The 20,631-nt window shown below is 62.6% G+C and carries 24 protein-coding genes and 2 pseudogenes; 21 read left to right on the forward strand and 5 right to left on the reverse strand.

The window, feature by feature from the left end:
* Positions 1 to 4: 4 nt before the first annotated feature.
* Both U5O12_RS03920 and U5O12_RS03925 read left to right on the forward strand, forming a co-directional pair.
* Positions 5 to 946: an acyltransferase gene (locus tag U5O12_RS03920; protein WP_322577378.1), complete on the forward strand. Its 942-nt coding sequence runs from the start codon at positions 5 to 7 to the stop codon at positions 944 to 946.
* Positions 947 to 972: 26 nt separating this feature from the next.
* A complete protein-coding gene (locus U5O12_RS03925) occupies positions 973 to 1,890 on the forward strand; it encodes a DMT family transporter (RefSeq protein ID WP_322577379.1) in 918 nt (305 codons plus the stop codon).
* A gap of 39 nt (positions 1,891 to 1,929) precedes the next feature.
* On the opposite strand, the gene U5O12_RS03930 is transcribed toward U5O12_RS03925, so the two are convergent.
* Positions 1,930 to 2,235, reverse strand: coding sequence for an OmpA family protein (locus U5O12_RS03930; protein WP_322577380.1), 306 nt, complete (start codon positions 2,233 to 2,235; stop codon positions 1,930 to 1,932).
* Between the two features lie 138 nt (positions 2,236 to 2,373).
* Between U5O12_RS03930 and U5O12_RS03935 the strand changes: the two genes are divergently transcribed.
* The 5 genes from U5O12_RS03935 (at position 2,374) to U5O12_RS03955 (ending at position 5,400) form a co-directional block, all read left to right on the forward strand.
* Complete coding sequence (locus tag U5O12_RS03935) at positions 2,374 to 2,652, forward strand: hypothetical protein (RefSeq protein ID WP_322577381.1); 279 nt, start codon at positions 2,374 to 2,376, stop codon at positions 2,650 to 2,652.
* A gap of 27 nt (positions 2,653 to 2,679) precedes the next feature.
* On the forward strand, positions 2,680 to 3,069 hold the full coding sequence (locus U5O12_RS03940; protein ID WP_322577382.1) for a hypothetical protein: 390 nt from the start codon (positions 2,680 to 2,682) through the stop codon (positions 3,067 to 3,069).
* Between the two features lie 162 nt (positions 3,070 to 3,231).
* On the forward strand, positions 3,232 to 3,537 hold the full coding sequence (locus U5O12_RS03945) for a hypothetical protein (protein ID WP_322577383.1): 306 nt from the start codon (positions 3,232 to 3,234) through the stop codon (positions 3,535 to 3,537).
* A gap of 128 nt (positions 3,538 to 3,665) precedes the next feature.
* Entirely contained in the window at positions 3,666 to 4,085 is a 420-nt protein-coding gene (locus U5O12_RS03950; RefSeq protein WP_322577384.1) for a BLUF domain-containing protein, read from the forward strand.
* A 46-nt stretch (positions 4,086 to 4,131) separates the two neighbouring features.
* The gene (locus U5O12_RS03955; protein ID WP_322577385.1) at positions 4,132 to 5,400 is read left to right on the forward strand and encodes an FAD-binding domain-containing protein; all 1,269 of its coding nucleotides are present in this window, start codon (positions 4,132 to 4,134) and stop codon (positions 5,398 to 5,400) included.
* Between the two features lie 59 nt (positions 5,401 to 5,459).
* Here U5O12_RS03955 and U5O12_RS03960 read toward each other — a convergent pair whose 3' ends face one another.
* Complete coding sequence (locus U5O12_RS03960) at positions 5,460 to 5,948, reverse strand: MarR family winged helix-turn-helix transcriptional regulator (protein WP_322577386.1); 489 nt, start codon at positions 5,946 to 5,948, stop codon at positions 5,460 to 5,462.
* A gap of 59 nt (positions 5,949 to 6,007) precedes the next feature.
* Positions 6,008 to 6,766, reverse strand: coding sequence for a 4-hydroxy-tetrahydrodipicolinate reductase (locus tag U5O12_RS03965; RefSeq protein WP_322577387.1), 759 nt, complete (start codon positions 6,764 to 6,766; stop codon positions 6,008 to 6,010).
* A 298-nt stretch (positions 6,767 to 7,064) separates the two neighbouring features.
* Here U5O12_RS03965 and U5O12_RS03970 point away from each other — a divergent pair, with 298 nt between their 5' ends.
* Genes U5O12_RS03970 through U5O12_RS03980 form a run of 3 tightly spaced genes read left to right on the forward strand, consistent with a single transcriptional unit; the run spans position 7,065 to position 9,327 of the window.
* Entirely contained in the window at positions 7,065 to 8,192 is a 1,128-nt protein-coding gene (locus tag U5O12_RS03970; protein ID WP_322577388.1) for a chloride channel protein, read from the forward strand.
* A gap of 9 nt (positions 8,193 to 8,201) precedes the next feature.
* A complete protein-coding gene (locus U5O12_RS03975) occupies positions 8,202 to 8,747 on the forward strand; it encodes a universal stress protein (protein ID WP_322577389.1) in 546 nt (181 codons plus the stop codon).
* Positions 8,725 to 9,327, forward strand: coding sequence for a hypothetical protein (locus U5O12_RS03980; RefSeq protein WP_322577390.1), 603 nt, complete (start codon positions 8,725 to 8,727; stop codon positions 9,325 to 9,327). Before U5O12_RS03975 ends, U5O12_RS03980 begins: the two co-directional genes overlap by 23 nt.
* Positions 9,328 to 9,425: 98 nt before the next feature.
* On the opposite strand, the gene U5O12_RS03985 is transcribed toward U5O12_RS03980, so the two are convergent.
* Positions 9,426 to 10,502, reverse strand: a complete 1,077-nt coding sequence (locus tag U5O12_RS03985) for a tartrate dehydrogenase (RefSeq protein WP_322577391.1) — start codon at positions 10,500 to 10,502, stop codon at positions 9,426 to 9,428.
* 108 nt (positions 10,503 to 10,610) lie between these two features.
* Here U5O12_RS03985 and U5O12_RS03990 point away from each other — a divergent pair, with 108 nt between their 5' ends.
* From U5O12_RS03990 to U5O12_RS04030, 9 genes and pseudogenes are all read left to right on the forward strand, one after another.
* Positions 10,611 to 11,537, forward strand: coding sequence for a LysR family transcriptional regulator (locus U5O12_RS03990; RefSeq protein ID WP_322577392.1), 927 nt, complete (start codon positions 10,611 to 10,613; stop codon positions 11,535 to 11,537).
* Between the two features lie 27 nt (positions 11,538 to 11,564).
* The gene (locus tag U5O12_RS03995) at positions 11,565 to 12,179 is read left to right on the forward strand and encodes a TetR/AcrR family transcriptional regulator (protein ID WP_322577393.1); all 615 of its coding nucleotides are present in this window, start codon (positions 11,565 to 11,567) and stop codon (positions 12,177 to 12,179) included.
* Between the two features lie 90 nt (positions 12,180 to 12,269).
* The gene (locus U5O12_RS04000; RefSeq protein ID WP_322577394.1) at positions 12,270 to 13,271 is read left to right on the forward strand and encodes an NADP-dependent oxidoreductase; all 1,002 of its coding nucleotides are present in this window, start codon (positions 12,270 to 12,272) and stop codon (positions 13,269 to 13,271) included.
* Between the two features lie 107 nt (positions 13,272 to 13,378).
* Positions 13,379 to 14,083 (forward strand): SDR family oxidoreductase, encoded by a 705-nt coding sequence (locus U5O12_RS04005; protein WP_322577395.1) that lies wholly within the window; start codon positions 13,379 to 13,381, stop codon positions 14,081 to 14,083.
* 31 nt (positions 14,084 to 14,114) lie between these two features.
* Positions 14,115 to 15,203: pseudogene (locus tag U5O12_RS04010) on the forward strand (alkene reductase).
* A gap of 106 nt (positions 15,204 to 15,309) precedes the next feature.
* Positions 15,310 to 16,173, forward strand: a complete 864-nt coding sequence (locus U5O12_RS04015; protein WP_322577471.1) for an alpha/beta hydrolase — start codon at positions 15,310 to 15,312, stop codon at positions 16,171 to 16,173.
* Between the two features lie 49 nt (positions 16,174 to 16,222).
* The gene (locus tag U5O12_RS04020) at positions 16,223 to 17,023 is read left to right on the forward strand and encodes an SDR family oxidoreductase (RefSeq protein ID WP_322577396.1); all 801 of its coding nucleotides are present in this window, start codon (positions 16,223 to 16,225) and stop codon (positions 17,021 to 17,023) included.
* 65 nt (positions 17,024 to 17,088) lie between these two features.
* Positions 17,089 to 18,162, forward strand: a complete 1,074-nt coding sequence (locus U5O12_RS04025) for an alkene reductase (protein ID WP_322577397.1) — start codon at positions 17,089 to 17,091, stop codon at positions 18,160 to 18,162.
* Between the two features lie 82 nt (positions 18,163 to 18,244).
* Positions 18,245 to 19,057 (forward strand): oxidoreductase, encoded by an 813-nt coding sequence (locus U5O12_RS04030; protein ID WP_322577398.1) that lies wholly within the window; start codon positions 18,245 to 18,247, stop codon positions 19,055 to 19,057.
* A 533-nt stretch (positions 19,058 to 19,590) separates the two neighbouring features.
* Here the strand turns inward: U5O12_RS04030 and U5O12_RS04035 are convergent.
* Positions 19,591 to 20,014: pseudogene (locus U5O12_RS04035) on the reverse strand (helix-turn-helix domain-containing protein).
* Positions 20,015 to 20,098: 84 nt separating this feature from the next.
* On the opposite strand from U5O12_RS04035, the gene U5O12_RS04040 reads away from it, so the two are divergent.
* Positions 20,099 to 20,386: a DUF2938 family protein gene (locus tag U5O12_RS04040; protein WP_322577399.1), complete on the forward strand. Its 288-nt coding sequence runs from the start codon at positions 20,099 to 20,101 to the stop codon at positions 20,384 to 20,386.
* Positions 20,383 to 20,631, forward strand: coding sequence for a DUF2938 family protein (locus U5O12_RS04045; RefSeq protein WP_322577400.1), 249 nt, complete (start codon positions 20,383 to 20,385; stop codon positions 20,629 to 20,631). The genes U5O12_RS04040 and U5O12_RS04045 overlap by 4 nt, the downstream gene beginning before the upstream one ends.

Here is a 20,631-nt window from a genome sequence, read left to right on the forward strand (position 1 = left end):
GCCCATGTTGAATTTCCTGCCTGCGCCCCTGTTGGGGGCCCTTGCGTTCGCCCTGCTCTTGCTCAACATCCTGTTTTGGGTGCCGCTGCTGTTTGTCTTCGCCGCCATCAAACTGGTGCTGCCCTTCAGGGCCGTGCGCCTGGCGCTGGACCCCATCATCCTGTCGATTGCCGAGGGCTGGATTAGCTGCAACAGCGGCTGGATGCGCCTGACCCAGCGCACCGTGTGGGATGTTCAGGGGATTGACGGTCTGGAGCCGCACAGCTGGTACATGGTGAGCAGCAACCACCAGTCCTGGGTGGACATCTTTGCCCTGCAGCACCTGCTGAACCGCCGCATTCCGCTGCTCAAGTTTTTCCTCAAGCAACAGCTTATCTGGGTTCCCATCATGGGCTTGGCCTGGTGGGCGCTCGAATTTCCTTTCATGCGCCGCCACAGCGAGGCCTTCCTCAAGAAGCACCCCGAAATGCGTGGCAAGGACCAGGAAACCACCCGCAAGGCCTGCGCCAAGTTCTCGCTCATCCCCACCAGCGTGATGAATTTTCTGGAGGGCACCCGTTTCACAGCGGCCAAACACGCCAAACAACAGTCGCCCTACCAGTACCTGCTCAAGCCCAAGGCCGGTGGCTTGGCACTGGCACTGCAGGCCATGGGGGACAAGTTCCAGTCCATTCTGGACGTGACGATTTACTACCCCGAGGGCGTTCCCACGTTCTGGGGTTTTCTGTGCGGCAAGGTGCACCGCGTGGTGGTGCGCGTGCGCGCCATCCCCGTGCCGCCCGCGCTGTTGGGCGGCGATTACGGGCAAGACCCTGAGTTCCGCGCTGCCTTCTCCGCCTGGGTAGCCGAGCTCTGGCGCGCAAAAGACAGCCAACTCGCCGCCCTGCACCAGGCCGATGCACCATCTTCTGCGGCAAACGCATCCTCCACTTCCGTGCGCGGCTAAGCCGCGCACGTCTCTTACCTTCTGCCGTGTCTTTTTTTACCCGCCCACGCTCTGTTTTCTTTCTCGCAGGCCTGTGCTGTCTGCTCTGGGGTAGCGCCTACCCCGCCATCAAGCAAGGCTACGCACTGCTAGAGATCGGCCGCGGTGACCTTGCCGCACAAATGCTGTTTGCCGGCTACCGCTTTGTCGGCGCCGGGCTCTTGCTGTTGGTGTTTGCCAAACTGTCTGGCAAAGCGCTCATGCTGCCGCGCGCGCAGGCGGGCCAAGTCGCGCTGCTGGGGGTGCTGCAGACCACGCTGCAGTACATTTTTTTCTACATCGGCCTCGCCCACACCACGGGCGTCAAAGCATCCATCCTGAACGCCTCTGGCGTGTTCTTCAGCGTGCTTCTGGCACATTTTGTGTACCACAACGACACCCTCACCTGGCGCAAGCTGCTGGGGTGCGCGCTGGGCTTTGCCGGGGTGCTGGCCGTGAACATCGGCGGACTGCTGGGCGGCGCAGCTACCGAGGGCGAGTTCACGCTATTGGGCGAAGGCTTCATCGTGCTGGCTGCATTGGTGCTGTCCTCCGCTTCCCTGTACGGCAAGCGCATCTCCCAGGGCATGGACTCGGTCGTCATGACCGGCTACCAGCTTGGCATCGGTGGTGTGGTGCTGGTGCTGATTGGCTGGGTCGCAGGCGGCCACATTGCAGCGTTCACGCTGGCGCCCAGCCTGCTGCTGGTCTACATGGCACTGCTGTCGGCCGTCGCATTTGCCCTGTGGGGTGTGCTGCTCAAGTACAACCGGGTCAGCACCGTGGCGGTGTACAGCTTTCTGATTCCCGTGTTTGGCGCCTGCTTGTCGGCGCTGTTTCTGGGCGAGTCGCTGCTGGAGTGGAAGTACCTCGTGGCGCTGCTGCTGGTCAGCGTGGGCATCTGGTGGGTTACACAAGAAAAGTAGCCAAAAAGCCCATAGATAAGGCGCGAGAAGCTACTTTATTCATAGCAAAATCACCCTGCGTTGCGGGGTCTTCCCGGTGTCGTCAGGCAGCACCATTTCCACGTGACGATTGAGCTGGCGGTTGGCTGCACTGTCATTGGCAGCCAATGGGAACGACTCCCCATAGCCACGCACGCCAATGCGTTCACCAGCGATTCCCATCTGCAACAGGGCCTTGCGCACCACCATGCCGCGGCGCTCAGAGAGCGTCTGGTTGTAGGTGTCAGAACCGGTGCTATCGGTAAAACCTTCCACCAATACCGTGCGATTGTGGGCATCTGCTGTCGCTGTCCTACGACTGCCCAAGCTGTGGGCGCGCTCCTACAGGGCAGCGGCCCGCACACTGACAGCGCCACGGCCCGCTGGCCGATTCCGCCAAACCGGGTGTGTGCCGACAATCCATTCCAGTCCCGCCCCCTGCAGGACAGCACTCGAAAGGCTTCCATGACACACGACACCATCACCACCCAACTCAATGACACCGCCAACCGCGTCGGCCCCATGCTGGACCGCGCCACCGAACAGGCCAGCGCGCTGACCCAGCGGGGCCTGCATGTCGTGCACGACAGTGCCCTGCAGCTGCGGGAAAAGGCCACCCACACCAGCGAAGCCACCGTGCGCTATATCCAACGTGAACCCGTCAAGGCGGTGCTGATTGCAGCGGCCAGCGGCGCCGCTCTGATGGCATTGGCCAGCCTGCTGAGCGGCTCACGCAAACAGTAAGCCGACGACCCGCAGGACCGAACCGCCATGCTGCATCCGCTATTCCATCTCATTGCCACCCAACCACAGCTGCTGGGCGACCATGCACAAGCCTATGGCGAACTATTGGGGTCAGAGCTGACAAGTCAGGCCACCCAGCTTAAACGCCGTACGCTGCTGGGTGCGTTGGGCTTGTGCCTCATGGGTGTAGCACTGGTGTTGGCTGGTGTGGCGCTCATGCTGTGGGTCACCTTGGCACCTGCGCCAACGCCAGGCACCCTGTGGGTCTTGGTGTTAGTGCCGGGCATACCGGCGCTAATGTCGGTGCTGTGCGGCTGGCTGTTGCGCGCCCCCGGCAGTTTTGCGGAGCCGGCATTTGGCGAATTGCGCCGCCAGGTACAGGCCGACGTGGCGCTGCTGCGCAGCTTGTCCACATGAGCGCCCCCATGCTCAGCGCCGCAGAGCGTTTGACGCTCTCGCGCGAACGCTTGCGCCTCACCATGGCCCAGCCATCGCAGTCACAAGGGCCCAGCCCGGGCAGGCCTGATACGGGCTTGTTAGGCCTTCTCAAATCTGCCCTCCCCGGCGCGAGCCTGCTGATTGACACCCTTCAACCAATGGTGGGAGCACCACCCCTTGCACGCCACTGGCGCGCTCGCCAACGGGCTTGCCCAAACACTGCTTCGCCCCCTGGCGCAACGCCACCCCTTGGCCTTGGCGGCAGGTGCTGCAGCGGTAGGCGCCATGCTGGCTTTGAGTCGCCCATGGCGTTGGGCCTTCAAGCCCACACTGCTGAACGCGATGGGGCCAGCCTTGTTGTCAAGCCTGCTGGCTTCGGGCGCCGTGCAATCATGGATTGCTGAGGTTCTGGCCAAAGCAGCGCCCGGATCACCGCCGCCGCAATAACATGGGACGGCACCCCGCTATTGGATGCCCGGTAAGCTAACCGTTTTGCCACGTAAAAGGCACCTGTCACCCTCGCCAACGCGAGGCAGTAGCCGGGTTCCAACGCCCGCACCAAAGGACATCTACCCATGCTCGTTCAGCTTACCTACGCCAGCCGCTCCGCCCATGTACTGGGGCCGGGCGACGTCAAAGACATCTTGCAAAGTTCGGCTCGCAACAACCAGACTGCGGGCATCACAGGCGCACTGTGCCTGTCCAACGGCATCTTCTTGCAACAGCTCGAGGGGGACCGCCAGGCCGTGAATGCGCTGTACCACCGCATCTTGAAAGACAGCCGGCACAAGGACCCTGCGATTCTGGATTTCTCGGAAATTGTTGTGCGCCAATTCGGCCATTGGTCCATGGGCTTGCTGGCTGCCACCCAGGACAACCGGCAGTTGTTTTTGAAATACTCCAGCAGCGCTGACTTTGATCCCTACAAGATGAGCCCCCATACCTTGCGCGCTTTCTTTGCCGAAGTGCTGCAAAACGTGCGCTGGCTCGCCTGAGCACAGGCACATTGCTGGCCAGCCATGGCCACCTGCCATGAGAAAAATGCACCAAGTCCAAGGCGCCAATACGGACCATTCACCGTCTGCCGCCCCATGGCTACCAGCGGATCCAGGCCCTTTGCTACCCACTCTGGCGGCGGCGCACGCGCGCATCGCAGCGGTACACCCCGACGCTTACGCACGCACCCGCAATGCACTGGATGGCGCGGTCAGCGGCCTGTCGCCCTACATCAGCCATGGCTTCGTCACACTGGCAGAGGTGTTGGCCAATGTGAACGCCCGCCACGCACTCGATATCCAGCACAAATTCGTTTACGAATTGGGGTGGCGCGCATTCTTTCGCCACGTCTGGCAGCACCGGGGAGCGGCCATATGGGACTCCCTGCACGAAGGCCCCTTGCCCGACCATGCCTACACGCCAGCCCTGCCGGAGGATATCCGCCAGGGCCGTACCGGGGTGCCCGTGGTGGACATGGCGGTACACACGCTCTACACCACGGGCACGCTGCACAACCATGCCCGCATGTGGCTCGCCAGCTACGTGGTGCACCTGCGCAAGGTGCACTGGCGCGCGGGAGCCGATTGGCTTTATGCCCACCTGCTCGACGGTGACTTGGCCAGCAACCACCTGAGCTGGCAGTGGGTAGCAGGCACCGGCAGTAGCAAGCCCTACCTGTTTAACGCAGACAACGTGGCCCGCTTCGCGCCTGCGCCGTGGCACAGCCCGGGCAGCAGCATCGACACCTCCTACGAAGCTCTGGACCTTTTGGCGCGCGATCCGCGTGCGATCGCCGCCGCCCCGCATCCGGGCGCGACGCCTCTGGCGACCACAACGGAGCCACACCTGCTCACTGCCCCGCCAAGCGCCCTGGGCATCACGCAAGCCGATGCGGCACTGGTGGAGGGCCGAGCAGTGTGGCTGGTTCACCCGTGGAGCCTGGGCGACTTGCCCGTAGACCTGGCCCCTGGCACGGTGGTTATCGGCCTGTACCTGTCAGACTTTCACCGCCTGTGGCCCTGGAGCGAGGCACGCTGGCGCTTTGTGGGCACACGCATGGCCCAGCTGGCCCCTGTTTGCTGGCATGCGGATGCTGCGACCATCGGCCAGGCGTTGCGCGGGGCTAGCCAGGTGGGCTTTGTGGCAGAGCCCCACCTCATGCCGTGGTTGAAGCCATGGGTGCGCGGCTCCCAGGGGCCTGCGCTATTTCCTGCGGTGGGCCAACCCTGCACCTCGTTTTCACAGTGGTGGAGCCGCAGCACGCGTGGCATCGCAAACGCCACAGAGCTGCTGGCACTGGCGAAATCACCCTAATTTGCTATCGTTTAAGGAGCTGCTCGCGCATAATCCATGCGCTCTAGAGGCCCAAAACCCTATAAATGCGCCAGCGGAATGCTGCCCGCCTCATCATCTGCCGCCAACAGGACCACCAGTTTTTCCAGATCGCGATTCAGGTTGTCCAGGGTGGCCTCGTCGAGCTGCCGCAGGGCATTGGGTAGCACGCCTTCAAATGGGCCGGGCATCTTCTTCAAGGCTTTTTTCCCTTCGGGCGTCACACGCAACTCCACCACGCGCTTGTCTTGCGCTGACTTCTCCATGGTGATCAGCGCTTTCTTGAGCAGCACCTTGATCAGGTTGCTGGCGGTGGACTGGTGGATGTCCATGCGCGTGGCAATCTCCCCGACCCCCAGACCGGGGTGCTGCTGGATCAAACTCAGCGCCCACACCTGGGCGCCGCCCAGGCCGGTGTCTTTCTCCACCTGCCGGAAGTGCGTGCGGACGGCATTGAACACCACCCGAAACTGCCGCAGCGCCAGCGCAGCGGAGTCGGTGGGGTTGGCGGATGGCTGGGAGGCTTTCATGAACACACCGGGCTGTGGAAGGTGCCCGCATCATAAATCGCCCCCTCTCGACCGCCCGGCTAAGCCGCTGTTGCGGCGCCCGCCAGCAACTGCGCGCGCACCCGCTTCATCAGCAAATCGTCAAAGGTGTAGAAGCCGGGTGCGCAGTGGCGCAGCTCGTTCAGGGCAAACGCAGCCCCGGTGCCAAAGGCCTCCCGCTTGATGGAGTCGTGAATAAGCCGCACGGTTTGGTACGGAAAACCGAAGATCACCTCGTGGTGCCCCACGATGCCGCCCAGGCGCATGGACGTGATCTTGTCGCCGCCCACGTCCAGGCTCTCGGCAATCTTTTTGGCCGTGCCAGACACCTCCGGCTTGTCCCGAAAATGCTGCTCCAAAATTTCCACATCGGCAAACGGCGCAATCTCGCGCAGCAGGCGCGCGGCCATGATCAAAAAGTTGATACCCACGGTGATGTTGGGCGAACACAGCACCCGCGCATGTGCCCCCAGCGCACGGATGGCGGCCAGCTGCGCGTCGTCATAGGACGAAATGGCCGTCACCAACATCAGCCCGCGGCGCGCCACTTCGTCTGCGTAAATAGCCGCCGACTCCGCGTTCGAAAAATCCACCAAAGCATCCACTGGGTGCTGGTCCAGCCAATCCGCCAGGCTGTCTTTGGACAACGCGGTGACGGGAATACTGGCGTCACCCAGCGTCACCGACACCGGGGTACCGCTGCGCGTGGCAATCCACTGCAGCGCGTAGCGCGGGTCTTCACTCAACACCTGGGCCACTGCGCTGCCCGCCTTGCCGTATCCGATCAATCCCACTTTCATATGTGTCTCCTCGGGTTGCTCGTTTTGTAAATACATTTGTGCAAATATAGCAAATTACATTTGTATCAATGTATGATTTACAACAACACCCCCACGGGCAGCCAGACAATGCGACCGCACCCCCATATTTATTCGGCCTTCCGCAACGAGCTATACGACGCACACCTGTGGCGCGGGCGCGCCCTGTTCATCGCCTTTGCCGCGCTGGCTGGGCTTTCCGTGGTGAGCTTCACCTGGCTCAGCGAGCACGCACTGGCCCTCTTCTTCACCCTGCAATCAAGCCACTGGTGGGCGCCCCTTGCTGTGGACGCCACTCACCGCTGCGGCCATCGTGTGGGTCACCCGACGCTATGCGCCGGGCGCAGCCGGGTCCGGCATACCGCAGGTGATGGCGGCACAAGACCCCAGCGTGAACGAAAGCACACGTGGCCTGTTTGTCTCCCTGCGCTTGGCAGTGGCCAAGGTGGTGCTCACCGCCTGGGGCTTGCTGGGCGGCTTGTCGCTGGGGCGCGAAGGCCCGTCGGTGCAGATTGCAGCGGGCGTCATGCACAGCGTGCGCCGCTGGCTGCCCAAGCGCTCCCAGATCAGCGAACACAGCCTGCTGGTGGCGGGTGGTGCAGCCGGCATAGCTGCGGCCTTCAACACACCTCTGGGCGGCGTCATGTTTGCGATTGAGGAACTCACCCGCAAGCCCGAACACCGCAACCACGGCCTCACCATCGCCGCCATTGTGCTAGCCGGGCTGATGGGCATCTCGGCCTATGGCAACGGCAGCTACTTCGGCATCATCCGCGTTGAAGGCTTTGGCTGGTCCACTCTGTTACCGGGCCTCCTTGTCTCATTGGCTTGTGGCTTGCTGGGTGGCTTGTTTGCGCGCCTGCTGGTGGTGTCTTTGGCCGGCCATTCGCTGGACTGGTTCAGCACACAGCGCAAGGCGCGGCCGGTGGCCTTCGCCGCAGCATGCGGCCTGGCCATTGCCGTCATTGGTGTGGTGACGGCGGGCGACACCTTTGGCAGTGGCTACGCACACACCAAGGCCTCGTTGGAGAACACTGGAGACACCAGCCCTTTTTATGTGCTGCTCAAGTTCGTCACCACCTGGCTCACCACCTGGGCGGGTGTGCCCGGTGGCATCTTTGCACCGTCGCTGGCCATTGGGGGGGCCGTGGGCGGCGATGTGGCGCAATGGACTGCCTACGCCAACCCGCCTACCCTGATCGCCCTGGGCATGGCGGCGTTTTTGGCAGCCGTGACCCAAGCCCCTCTCACGGCCTTCATCATCGTCATGGAAATGGTGGACGGCCACGCCCTGGTGCTGAGCCTGATGGCCAGTGCCCTGTTGGCCAGCGCCGTGTCGCGTCTTATCAGCGCGCCCTTGTATGCGTCGCTGGCCGAGCTGCAGCTCACCCGCCTGCCCAAAGCCTGAGGTTTCGTTATGGTCCGAAAAATCCTGGTCGTTGTGGACGACCGTCCCGTCACCCAATCCGCCATTGACCACGCCATTGAAATGGCACAAACCCACCGTGCCGACATTTTTTTCTTCGGGGTGCTGCCGCACTACGACTACCCGGCCGTCGACATGCTCCCGGTGGCCGATGTGTCCGCCGAAGGCTTGCAGGCCAAAGCGGCTGCGGAAGCCTCACGCTTGCTGGCTGCCGCAAGCGCGTGGGCAGAGCGCTGCGGGGTGCACAGCCACCGCGCGACCGCCATGGCAGGTGATGCCGCCCACGCGGTGGCCGACGCTGCCATCAAACGGCACTGCGACCTGATCGTGGTGGGCACCGAAGACCACAACGCCGTGGTGCGCCTGCTCAATGGCAGCATTGTTCCGGGGCTCATCTCCAAGGCGACCGTGCCGGTGCTGGTCTGCCGGGACCGCCCCTTGCGTGCCAAACGCAACAGCCACCTGCGCCGCCCCTTCGACAAAAAAATAGCGGTCCGAGAATTGGGCACCCGTGATGACGACGAACCGAATGACTAGAGCCACGCCCCCACGCACCACAAGCGCCCTCGCCCCGCTGCGCCGCCGCCTGCTCCAGGTTATCGGTGTAGGCAGCTTGTTGCTGGCCCCAGGCTGGGCCGCGGCCCAAGCTCCCAGCTGCAGCGACCTGTGTGCCCTCTATGGCAGCTTGGTATTGGCACCCGAGCGAGACTTGATTGGCAGCATCCGCACACTGGAAAAAGTAGCCAAACCCGCCGTGGGCCCGCGCAACACCCGCGGCCGCTGGATACAACGCAGCGCCTACCTGGGCACCGAAGCGTTTGACAGCACCTTCTACCTCAAAGGCGGGCTGGTGCAGCGCATTGAACTGCTGAGTACCGCCCCCGAAGCCCAATGCCGCGCCCGCACCCCATGGGCGGCCACACTGTCCACCTTGCAGGCCTGGCAGGGACAAGCCGCCGTGAGCGGTGAATTCAACACGAGCGAAGGCGCACAGCAATCGGCCCATGTGGTGGTGGGCGATCTGAATGTGTCCGTCTACCTGTCCGTGACACCCACCAGCTGCGCAACCACCGTGGCTTTTCAAAAGCGCGATGTGAAAGACGCCTCTGAGTTGTAGAGACAGAGCTGTATGGAGCCTACTGCGGCCCGCCTTTTAGCTATCAAAACAGTAGCTATTCGCGCAATATCCAAAAGGCCTAGAGGCGTATTTGACCCTCAAAGCGCAGCCGCAATCGCTTTGCCCACATCGGTGGTACTGGCGGTGCCACCCATGTCGGGCGTGCGTGGACCGGTAGCCAGGGTGGCCTCAATGGCGCGCAGGATCGCGTCGTGGGCTTGCGTATGTCGGCCGTCGCCATTGCCCAGAAAGTCCAGCATCATCGCGCCCGACCAAATCATGCCAATCGGGTTGGCAATGTTCTGGCCATAAATGTCTGGCGCTGAGCCGTGCACCGGCTCGAAGAGGGACGGAAACGTGCGCTCCGGGTTCAGGTTGGCCGAGGGCGCGATCGCAATGGTGCCGGTGCAGGCCGGGCCCAGGTCCGACAGGATGTCGCCAAACAAATTGGATGCCACCACCACGTCAAAGCGCTCGGGGCTCAGCACAAAGCGCGCCGCCAGGATGTCGATGTGGTACTTGTCCCAGCGCACATCGGGGTAACGCTGGGCCATGGCCTCCACCCGCTCATCCCAATAGGGCATGCTGATCGCCATGCCGTTGGATTTGGTGGCCGAGGTCAGGTGCTTCTTGGGGCGCTTCTGCGCCAGCTCAAACGCGTACCGCACGATGCGGTCCACCCCCTTGCGGGTGAAAACCGATTCTTGCAACACTGTCTCGCGCTCGGTGCCCTCAAACAGCCGCCCGCCGATGGAGGAATACTCCCCTTCGGTGTTTTCGCGCACCACATAAAAGTCAATGTCTCCCACTTTGCGGTTGGCCAGCGGGCACGGCACACCGGGCATCAGGCGCACGGGGCGCAGGTTCACGTACTGGTCAAACTCGCGGCGGAACTTGAGCAGCGAACCCCAAAGCGACACATGGTCCGGCACCAGCGCAGGCCAGCCCGCCGCACCAAAGTAAATGGCATCAAAGCCCCGGAGCTGCTCAAACCAGTCCGACGGCATCATCTGCCCGTGCTCGCGGTAGTAGCCGCAGTGCGCCCAGTCAAAGGTGGTGAATTCCAGCGCAATGCCAAACTTGCGCGCAGCGGCCTCCACCACGCGCAGCCCCTCGGGCATGACCTCGTTGCCAATGCCGTCTCCCGGCAGCACGGCGATGCGGTGTGTGTGCATTCCAGTCTCCTTGTGTTAACCAGCAGCCCCATGGCCGCGTTCACAAATCGTAGTTTTGTCCACCAATCAATACAATCCACCGAAACATAGCTTCACAAGCCACGAAACGTGAACAATCAACCCCTGCTGGAAGACATGCGCCTGTTCTGCGCCGTGGTGCGCGCCCAATCGTTTGCCGCAGTGGCGCGTGACTTGGGCCTGTCCAAAGCCGTTGTCAGCAAGCGCATCAACCTGCTGGAGCGCGCGCTGGAGGCCAAGCTGCTGCACCGCACCACCCGGCGGCTGACGGTGACCGAGCAAGGCGACACCGTCTACCAGCGCGCCACGCGCATTCTGGAAGACGTGGACGCCATGGCCCAGGCAATCACCACCCACCGCGAGGCGCCCAGCGGCCTGCTGCGCCTGTGCAGCAGCTCGGGCTTTGGCCGGCGCAAGCTGGCACCGGCCCTGGCAGCCCTGGCCAAGCGCTACCCGCAACTGGAGCTGCAGCTGGAGCTGCTGGACCGCCCGGTAGACCTGGTGGGCGAAGGCTTTCACCTCGACATCCGGCTCGGCCAGGTGCAAGAGCCCCACCTCATCACCCGGCGCATTGCCCACAACCAGCGCGTGTTGTGCGCAGCCCCAAGCTACGTGGCGCAACACGGTGCGCCCCAGAGCCTGCAAGATTTGACGCAGCACCAGTGCCTCGTCATCCGCGAACGCGACCAGGACGTAGGCCGCTGGACACTGAACGGCCCGCAGGGGCCAGAGACCGTCAAGGTATCGGGCGCGCTGTCAGCCAACAACGGCGAGGTGGTGCACCAATGGGCGATCGAGGGGCTGGGCATTTTGTTGCGCTCCGAGTGGGACGTAGGCCCCAGCATCGCGCAAGGCAGACTGGTACGGCTGCTGCCGGACTACGCGCAGGACGCCCCAGTGTGGGCCGTGTACCCCACGCGCCTGAACCTCTCGGCCAAGGTGCGGGTGTGTGTGGAATTTCTGGAGGATTGGTTCAGGGATCCTGATGAGGTTGTGGCCAAGCACCTGTTGACCTAAGGCTTGCACACCGGGTTAATTTTATGTATGATACACATCATGCGAAAAACAGGTAACGCCCGATCTGCTGCCAAAGAAGCCTCCCACGAGCGCATTGTGGATGCGGCTGCCAAAGCCATCCGCCGCAGCGGTTATGACGGCACAGGCGTGGCTGACATCATGAAAGAAGCGGGGCTGACGCATGGCGCCTTCTATGCCCACTTTGAATCCCGTGAAGCCATGCTGGCAGAAGCGGCCGACCGCGCGGGGGCCGAATCTAATGCCCTGGCGGCCCGCATCGTCGCCTCGGCAAAGCCTGAAGAATCGTTGCAGGCACTGATGCAGGTATACCTCTCCAAAGAGCATTTGGCCAGCATCGAGACGGGCTGCCCCATCTCTGCCCTGGGCTCGGAAATGCCACGCCAATCGCCCGAGGTGCGCTTGGCCGCTACGCGCCGTATCAAAGAGATGATTGACTTGGTTGCCCGCCAGTTTCCCGATTGGGGCCAACCCAGCGCCCATGAGCGCGCCCTGGTGACCGTTGCCACCATGGTGGGCACGCTGACACTGGCCCGTGCGGTCAACGACCCTGCGCTGTCCGATGCGTTCTGCAAAGCCACGCTTCAAAGCCTCATTTTGCCGAAAGCGGACTCCGTCAACTGACGGTTTTTTTTGACCTTTAATATGATGATCATCATCTGAATTTGCAATCCATCGCAGCAGACCATCGCCCCCAACCACTTCACTGAAACCATGAAAGCCCTCACCTTCCAGCGCTACGGCAAATCGCCCGAGATCGGATTCACTACCGTGCCTACCCCCACGCTCCAGCCCGATGAGCTGCTGGTTCGCATCCATGCCGTGGGCCTGAACCCGATTGACAACGCGATTCCCACCGGCAAGTTCAAACCGGTGCTGGCCTTCCAACTGCCGGCCACGATCGGCAGCGACTTGGCCGGCGTGGTGACCGAGGTCGGCAGCCGCGTGACCCGCTTCAAACCGGGCGATGAAGTCTTTGCCAGCCTGTTTGACCTGGGCAAGGGCTCTCTGGCTGAGTTTGCAGCGGTGCCCGAGAGTGCCGCGGCGTTCAAGCCCAGCAATCTGAATTTCGTCCAAGCAGCCTCCATTCCCATGGTCGGCCTCACCGTGTGGCAAGCCCTCAAGGAGCGGATCAACCTTCGGCGCGGCCAGAAGGTGTTCATCCCCGCAGGCTCGGGTGGCATTGGCACCTTTGCCATCCAGCTGGCCAAACACTTGGGTGCCAAGGTCGGCACCAACACCAGCACGCCCAACGTCCCGCTGGTGAGCCAACTGGGCGCGGACGAAGTGGTGGACTACAAGAAGCAAAATTTTGAAGACGTGCTGCGCGGATACGACGCCGTGCTGGGCACCATCCCCGGCGACACCATCGAAAAGTCCATCGGCATCCTCAAGCCCGGCGGCAAGATCGTGTCTCTGGTGGGCCCACTGGACGCGGCATTCGCCCGCACCAAAAAGCTCAACTTCGTGCTGACCTTCGTATTCGGTCTGATGGGCCGCAAGATCACACGCCTGGCCCAAAAGCGGGATGTGGGCTACTCCTTCCTGTTCGTTCGCCCCGATGGCCAACAGCTGGGCCAAATCGCTGAAATTCTCAACAACGGCGGCATCCAGCCCGTTGTCGACAAGGTGTTTCCGTTCGAGCAAGCCATGGATGCCCTCGCCTACCTGGGCCAGGGACGCGCCAAAGGCAAAGTGGTCGTCTCGCTGCGCTAATTCCCCCTCGCCCGCCATGCGTGTGGGCGGCTTGCCACACGGCCAAGTCGCTCGCCCACACATATGACGACCATCATTCCAAACCTAATTTAGCCATCCAACCTCTTATGAAAATCGAAAACTCTGTAGCCCTGGTAACGGGTGCCAACCGTGGAATCGGCCTGGCTTTTGCGCAAGCCTTGTTGGCCCGTGGCGCACGCAAGGTCTACGCGACCGCGCGCGATCCCTCCTCCATCACCTTGCCCGGTGTGGAAGTCATTCAACTCGACGTGACCAAGCCGACAGACATCCGGGCGGCGGCGCAACTGGCATCCGATGTGACGCTGCTGGTCAACAACGCAGGCATCGCCCAACCCGGCGGATTTTTGGCGCCCGATAGCGACGACCTGACTCGCCGCATTTTTGAGACCAATGTCTACGGCGTGTTGAACATGAGCAAGGCCTTTGCGCCCGTGCTCAAGGCCCATGGCGGTGGTGCCCTGCTCAATGTGCTCTCTGTAGCGTCGTGGGTGAACGATGGCGCACTGGCCGCCTACTCGGCCAGCAAATCGGCAGCCTGGTCGCTCACCAACGCACTGCGCCACGAACTTGCAAGCCAACACACCCAGGTATTGGGCTTGCACATGGCCTATGTCGATACCGACCTCACGCGCGGCATTGACGTGCCAAAAACCAGCCCTGAAGACATCGTGCAGCGCGCGCTGGACGGCTTGGAAGCCGGTGCAGATGAAGTCTTGGCCGATGCGCTGACGCAGCAGATCCACCAAGGACTGACGGCACCACGTCCGTTCTACCTGCGCTCACAAAACTGAGTCCGGTCCGCACCATTCCTGAAAGAAAACCATGCTGTTTCAACCCCTTGCAGGTGCGCATCTTCAACTGCGCAACCGGATCGTCATGGCCCCCATCACAGGTATTGGTGCTGCAGACAGCAAAACGCCTTCTCTGAGGAGGGCGGAGTATTACGGCAATCGCGCTACGGCGGGTTTGGTCATCACCGAAGGCACATCACCGTCCCCCAATGGTTTGGGCCGCGCCCACATACCAGGGCTGTTCAACAACAAGCAGGTGGGAGGCTGGAAGCTGGTGGCCGACGCCGTACAAGCGCAAGGCGGCAAGATCTTCCTATCACTCATGCACACGGGCCGCGTAAGCCATGTGGACAACCTGCCCGCTGGCGCAGAAGTGCTGGGGCCTACTGCATTAGCTTGCCCTGGAGAGATCCACACGGACACACAAGGCATGCAAGCGCACAGCACCCCACGCGCGATGACGGAGGCGGATATTGCCCAAGTGGTAGCGGAGTACGCCAAGTCAGCCAAATTGGCGATATCTGCTGGATTTGATGGTGTGGAACTCCACGCTGCGGATGGGTACCTGGTGGAGCAATTTCTCAATGCCAATGTGAACCAGCGTATCGACCGCTACGGTGGCAGCATCCACGGCCGCAATCGCTTTGCGCTCTAAATCCTGCGTGCCCTGGTGGATGCCATCGGCGCGCACCGCGTGGGCATTCGCTTGTCGCCCTACGGGGTGGCCAACAGTACCGGTTCGTATGCCGACCTCGAAGCACAGTACCTGGCGCTGATCGACGCCATGGCGGAGATGCGGATTTTGTATGTCCACTTGTTGGATCACTCTGCGATGGGAGCGCCACCGGTACCCAATAAATTCAAGTTCCGGCTGCGCGTCGCCTTCGCAGGCATTTTCATTTTGACAAGCGGTTTTGACCGCGTCTCCGCAGACTACAGCATTGGTGCCGGCCATGCAGATCTCATAGGCTTTGAGCGACCGTCGGTTGCCAGCCCTGACTTCGTAGAGCGCATACGGACCAAAGTGGACCTGAACGCACTGGACCAAGAGGCCTTCTATGCACCCGGTCCCAAAGGTTACTCCGGCTATCCCTCTTTCACCGCTCACCAAGGACACTGAAATGCGCAATTATTTGAAACTCACAATGGCCGCCATCACGGTATTGGCAACACTGCATGCGGCACCTGCAAGCTCTGCCGAGGCACCAGGCCCAAATGCGGGGCAAATGCCGCCAGCCACCAGCCGCGCTTTCCATGACACCTGGAAAACGGTGCCCACACAAACCATCACCGCCGATGGCATCAGCTTCGCCTACCGCGAGATGGGACAGCACAACGGCGGAACACCCGTGGTGTTTCTGGTCCACCTCGCCGCCGTGCTGGACAACTGGGACCCCCGGATCATGGACGGCATTGCGGCGAAGCACCATGTCATTGCCTTCGACTATCGCGGTGTCGGCGCATCCAGTGGGTCACCGGCGAACACCATGGAGCAAATGGCAGACGATGCCCTCACGTTCCTCAAAGCCAAAGGGCTCAAGCAGGTAGACCTCTTGGGCTTCTCGATGGGCGGCATGATCGCCCAGGAGATGGTTCTGAAGGAGCCGCAGCTGATCCGCAAAATGATTCTTGCGGGCACCGGCCCTGCCGGGGGTGAAGGCATCAGCACCGTAGCAGGCGTGGCCAACTACGACATTCTTCGGGGCCTGCTCACGGGCCAAGACCCCAAGCAATACCTGTTCTTCACCCGCACATCCCATGGCATCGACGCTGGCAAAGCCTTTTTGGCGCGATTGAATGAACGCACGGACAACCGCGACAAAGAAGTCAGCGTTGCTGCCTTCATTGCGCAGTTGCAAGCTCTGCGTGCGTGGGGCCAGAAGCAACCCGCGGATCTGTCCGTGGTCAAGCAGCCTGTGCTGGTGGTCAACGGCGACCAGGACCGCATGGTGCCTACGAGCAACACCCACGACTTGGCGCGACGGCTTCCAAACAGCACCCTGATCATTTATCCCGACGCGGGCCACGGCGGCATCTTCCAGTTCCACGCCGACTTTGTACCCAGCGCGCTGACATTTCTTGCCCAGTAACGCAAGCAGGCGCACCTCTCCAACCCATCACCCTTTACGACAACGCTTTATGACACATACCCCATCTTCCAAAACCGCCCTCATTACCGGAGCCTCCTCTGGCATCGGCGCCGTCTATGCAGACCGCCTGGCCCAACGCGGATACAACCTCATCCTGGTTGCCCGACGCGCAGACCGCCTGGAAGCCCTGTGCGCGCAGCTCAGCAAGGCGCATGGCATCCAAGCCGAGGCCGTTGCGGCAGACCTGACCAACGACCAGGATGTGGCGCGCATCGAGGCGCTGCTAGCAACCCGCGCGGACGTGCAAGTGCTGGTGAACAACGCCGGGATAGCCCGCTTGGCGCCTGCGGCCCAGACATCTGCCAGCGACGCGCAGACCCAGATCGCCCTCAACATCACCGCCCTGACGCGCCTGACGCAAGCGGCCGTGCCGGCCTTCGTGGCAAAAAAGCAAGGCTTGATCATCAACATCGCATCCGTCCTTGCCGTGCACTCCATGGCCATCAGCGCCATCTACAGCGGCACCAAAGCCTATGTTTTGCAATACACCCGAGGCCTGCAGCAAGAGCTGGCCGAAACCGGTGTGCAGGTTCAACTGGTGCTGCCAGCCTCCACTGCCACCGAACTCTGGGATTTGTCGGGCGTGCCGTTGGCAGCCCTCAACAAAGACACCCTGATGACGACCGAACACATGGTCGATGCGGCGCTGGCAGGCCTGGACCAGGGCGAAACCATTACCTGGCCATCGGTTGCCGATGCGAGCCTGTGGGACAAGTACGACGCCGCCCGCGCCGAACTGTTTGCCAACACCCAAGCTGGCAAGCCGGCCCCCCGATACCAGATTGCTTGATTCCGACGCACTGAGCAACGCAACTCAGCCCGTCTTCTGCACTTCCATTTTTAAATGGTCACCCCATGCTTTTCGATTCATTCCAACTTCGCGCCACCCCACTCAGCAACCGCATCGTGATGTCGCCCCTCACACGCAGCCGCGCCATCGACAACACCGCCAACAGCCTGATGGCCACCTACTACGCCCAACGCGCAAGCGCCGGCCTCCTCATCACGGAAGGCACCTCGCCCTCCCCCAACGGCTTGGGCTATGCCCGGATTCCGGGTCTGTTCAATGACGCCCAGATGCAAGGCTGGAAGCTGGTGACCGACGCGGTGCACGCCAAGGGCGGCAAGATCGTGGTGCAACTGATGCATACCGGCCGCGTGTCCCACCAGGCCAACCTGCCTGCGGGTGCCGAGGTGTTGGGGCCTTCGCCCGAAACCTGCCCCGGCGAGATGTGGACCGACACGCAAGGCAGCCAAGCGCACACGCCACCGCGCGCCATGACAGAGGCCGACATCCAGGCCGTGGTGAGCGAGTACGCCAACGCCGCGCGCCTGGCCATGCAGGCGGGCTTTGACGGTATCGAATTGCATGCGGCCAATGGCTACCTGCTGGAGCAGTTCCTGAATGCCAACATCAACCGCCGCACCGATGGCTACGGTGGCACAGCGGAAGGCCGCAACCGATTGGTGCTGGAAGTCGCCCGCGCTGCCGCAAAAGAAATCGGCGCAGAGCGCGTAGGCATCCGCCTCTCCCCCCACGGCGTGGTCAACGCCGCGGGTGCATTCGATGGCGTAGACGAACAGTACCTGGCACTGGTGCAGCAACTTTCCGCACTCGGCCTAATGTATGTGCACGTGCTGGACCATTCGGCCTTGGGAGCCCCGCCGGTTCCGGCCACGCTGAAGGCGGATCTGCGGGCCGCGTTCAACGGCCCCTTCATCCTGGCCGGTGGACTCGACAAAGCCAGCGCAGAGCAGGCCCTGAGTGAAGGCCGCGCAGACCTGACGGCCATGGGCCGGCCCTTCATTGCCAACCCTGATTTGGTGGAGCGCCTGCGCCAAGACGCCGCGTTGAATGCGCCAAACCCCGCCACCTTCTACACGCCCGGTTCCGAGGGCTACACGGACTACCTGACGCTGGCCGCCTGAACATCAAGACGCGCACAGCACTCGCGGTTGTCTGAAGCATCGACAACCGCGCCCTCAACCACAAACCATCAGGATTTTTTTCATGAAAACAAATAAACGCGTTGCGCTCGTTACTGGCGCTTCCTCAGGCATCGGTGAAGCCACCGCCAACAAACTCGTCGCCGCGGGCTACAAGGTCTATGGCACAAGCCGGCGCGGCGCGCAGGCGGGCCACGGTGCCATGACCATGCTGGCGATGGATGTGACAGACGACGCCTCGGTCCAGGCCGCTGTCGATACGCTGCTGCAACACGAAGGACGCATCGATCTGCTGGTGAACAATGCGGGCTTTGGTTTTGGCCCGGCCGCCGCGGAAGAGAGTTCGATCGCACAGGTGCGGGCGATGTTCGAGACCAATGTGTTCGGCGTGGTGCGGGTCAGCAATGCAGTCTTGCCCACCATGCGCAAGCAGGGCAGCGGCCGCATCCTGAACGTGGGCTCCGGGCTGGGCATCATCCCGGCGCCCTTCAACGCCCATTACTCGGCCACCAAACACGCCATCGAGGGCTACTCCGAATCGCTCGATCACGAAGTGCGCGGCTTCGGCATACGCGTCGCGGTGATTCAACCGGGCGTGACCCGCACCGCATTCGACGCCAGCGTGACACCCGCCGATCAGCCCCTGGCCGCCTACGACGCCAGTCGCAAAAAGTACCTCGTCGCATTCGAGGTTGCAATGCGTGCCGCAGATAGTGCCGACAGCGTGGCGGACACCATCGTGCTGGCCGCTGACGACCAGACGCCGCTGCTGCGCTACCCCTCCGGCAAGGTCGCGCGCCAGGGCGCGTTCGCCCGCCGCTTTCTGCCGCGCGGCTTCTTTGACAAGGTGCTGCACAAGCAATTCGGATTAGGCTAAGGCAAAGGGAGGCTGGGGGCGTGGGGCGGGGGGGTGGGTAGGGGGGGGAGGAGGGGGGGGGTGGGGGGGGGGGTGGGGGGAGAGTAGGGAGGGTAGAGAGGGGGGGGGGAAAAAAAGGGGAGAGAGCAGCGGGGAGTGAGGGGGTAAAGGGGGGGGAGAGTAGAAGGGGGGGGAAAGAGGGGGGGGGGAGGAGGGGAGGAGGGGAGAAAGGGGGGGGGGGGGGGGATGGGGAGAAATGGGGGGGGGGAGGGAAACAAAAAGAGAGGAGGGGCAGCGGGGGGGGGGGAAGAAAGAGGAGGGGAGGGAGAGGGAGGGGGGGGGGTGGAAGGGGGGGAGCTGGGGGGGGGAAGGCCGGGATGGGGGAGGTGGGGGAAGAAAAAAATGAAGTTAAGGGGAGCAGAGGGTACCGCACCAAGCGCCTGCGAGCCTCAGGCCTCCAGCGTGGGTATGCAAAGCCAAAATGCTATGGAATAGGTAGCTGCTCGCGCATACTTCCATAAGGGCTAGAGGCCTATTTGACTACTATTTAGCGCCTATTTTGCATTTGCAGCGGGCCTGCCCAGCGCCCCTGTGGACGCGGCTTGGAGCAAGCGCTGGAACGATGGGCAGGCCATGTGGCTGGCGGCCGGGCACTTGGCGGCGTGGCGCAAACTGGTCGCTCGTGGCCTGTAGCCGGGTCACCATGGCGTCGATCTGGTCCGCCTTGGCGGCGAGCATGGCCCGGTCAATGCTCGGCGCTGTCGTCGGTGAAAACATCTGCGCAATCTCATCCAGCGTAAAGCCCCGCCGCCTGCCCCAGCGACACCAGGGCCAGCTGCTCCAGCACGTTCGGTGCAAGCGTAAACCGCCGCCGCAAACCCTGCCGGCCTATCGACGCGCGATCAGCCCGCGCTCTTCGTAGTAGCGCAGGGTCGATGCGGGCAAGCCCGAGCGCTTGGAAACTTCTGAAATATCCATAGTGAAAAAATGTCTTGACCTCAAGTTGACTTGAGTTTGCATACTGCTTTCAGACCGACAACTTGTCAACGTGAAAGGCACCCCATGACACTCTGGATCGACACACTTGCACCCGCAGCCGCCATCGGCCTTGGCGCCACCGCGGTGATGGACCTGTGGCAGCTGCTGCTTCAAGGCGCTGGGCATTCCCACCCTCAACTTTGCGCTGCTGGGCCGCTGGGTGGGCCATATGCCGCGGGGCCAACGGCCCACGCCTCCATCGCGCGAGCCACACCCGTGCCCATGGAGCGGGCGCTGGGCTGGGCCGCCCATTACGCCACTGGCTCGGTGTTTGCTGCCGCGCTGGAGGACTGGTTCAAGGCCCAGGATTGAGCAGTCTGGCCTACCAGGGCCACGCCTGGCTACAGGCCCCCACACTAGCGCCGGCACTGTGGTTTGGCCTGGGCACCGCCGTGTTTCCGCTGTTCGTCATGCAGCCCGCCATGGGCGCAGGATTTGCCTCATCGCGGACCCCTAACCCGCTGAAAAACTGCACCAAGAGCCTCGCCAACCACCTGGCGTTTGGGTGCGGGCTGTATGTCGCAGCGCTTGCTGTGTCTTCCCTCGCCTGGGTCTGA

It is taken from the genome of Rhodoferax sp. (assembly GCF_034519335.1).
In the GTDB taxonomy this organism is placed as follows: Bacteria; Pseudomonadota; Gammaproteobacteria; order Burkholderiales; family Burkholderiaceae_C; genus Allorhodoferax.

Excerpts from the sequence above, each read along its gene's own strand:
- U5O12_RS03920 (WP_322577378.1), top strand. The coding sequence starts at position 5 with ATGTTGAATTTCCTGCCTGCGCCCCTGTTGGGGGCCCTTGCGTTCGCC.
- U5O12_RS03935 (WP_322577381.1), top strand. The coding sequence starts at position 2,374 with ATGACACACGACACCATCACCACCCAACTCAATGACACCGCCAACCGC.
- U5O12_RS03940 (WP_322577382.1), top strand. The coding sequence starts at position 2,680 with ATGCTGCATCCGCTATTCCATCTCATTGCCACCCAACCACAGCTGCTG.
- U5O12_RS03950 (WP_322577384.1), top strand. The coding sequence starts at position 3,666 with ATGCTCGTTCAGCTTACCTACGCCAGCCGCTCCGCCCATGTACTGGGG.
- U5O12_RS03955 (WP_322577385.1), top strand. The coding sequence starts at position 4,132 with ATGCACCAAGTCCAAGGCGCCAATACGGACCATTCACCGTCTGCCGCC.
- U5O12_RS03960 (WP_322577386.1), bottom strand. The coding sequence starts at position 5,948 with ATGAAAGCCTCCCAGCCATCCGCCAACCCCACCGACTCCGCTGCGCTG.
- U5O12_RS03965 (WP_322577387.1), bottom strand. The coding sequence starts at position 6,766 with ATGAAAGTGGGATTGATCGGATACGGCAAGGCGGGCAGCGCAGTGGCC.
- U5O12_RS03975 (WP_322577389.1), top strand. The coding sequence starts at position 8,202 with ATGGTCCGAAAAATCCTGGTCGTTGTGGACGACCGTCCCGTCACCCAA.
- U5O12_RS03980 (WP_322577390.1), top strand. The coding sequence starts at position 8,725 with ATGACGACGAACCGAATGACTAGAGCCACGCCCCCACGCACCACAAGC.
- U5O12_RS03985 (WP_322577391.1), bottom strand. The coding sequence starts at position 10,502 with ATGCACACACACCGCATCGCCGTGCTGCCGGGAGACGGCATTGGCAAC.
- U5O12_RS03995 (WP_322577393.1), top strand. The coding sequence starts at position 11,565 with ATGATACACATCATGCGAAAAACAGGTAACGCCCGATCTGCTGCCAAA.
- U5O12_RS04000 (WP_322577394.1), top strand. The coding sequence starts at position 12,270 with ATGAAAGCCCTCACCTTCCAGCGCTACGGCAAATCGCCCGAGATCGGA.
- U5O12_RS04005 (WP_322577395.1), top strand. The coding sequence starts at position 13,379 with ATGAAAATCGAAAACTCTGTAGCCCTGGTAACGGGTGCCAACCGTGGA.
- U5O12_RS04015 (WP_322577471.1), top strand. The coding sequence starts at position 15,310 with ATGCCGCCAGCCACCAGCCGCGCTTTCCATGACACCTGGAAAACGGTG.
- U5O12_RS04020 (WP_322577396.1), top strand. The coding sequence starts at position 16,223 with ATGACACATACCCCATCTTCCAAAACCGCCCTCATTACCGGAGCCTCC.
- U5O12_RS04025 (WP_322577397.1), top strand. The coding sequence starts at position 17,089 with ATGCTTTTCGATTCATTCCAACTTCGCGCCACCCCACTCAGCAACCGC.
- U5O12_RS04030 (WP_322577398.1), top strand. The coding sequence starts at position 18,245 with ATGAAAACAAATAAACGCGTTGCGCTCGTTACTGGCGCTTCCTCAGGC.
- U5O12_RS04040 (WP_322577399.1), top strand. The coding sequence starts at position 20,099 with ATGACACTCTGGATCGACACACTTGCACCCGCAGCCGCCATCGGCCTT.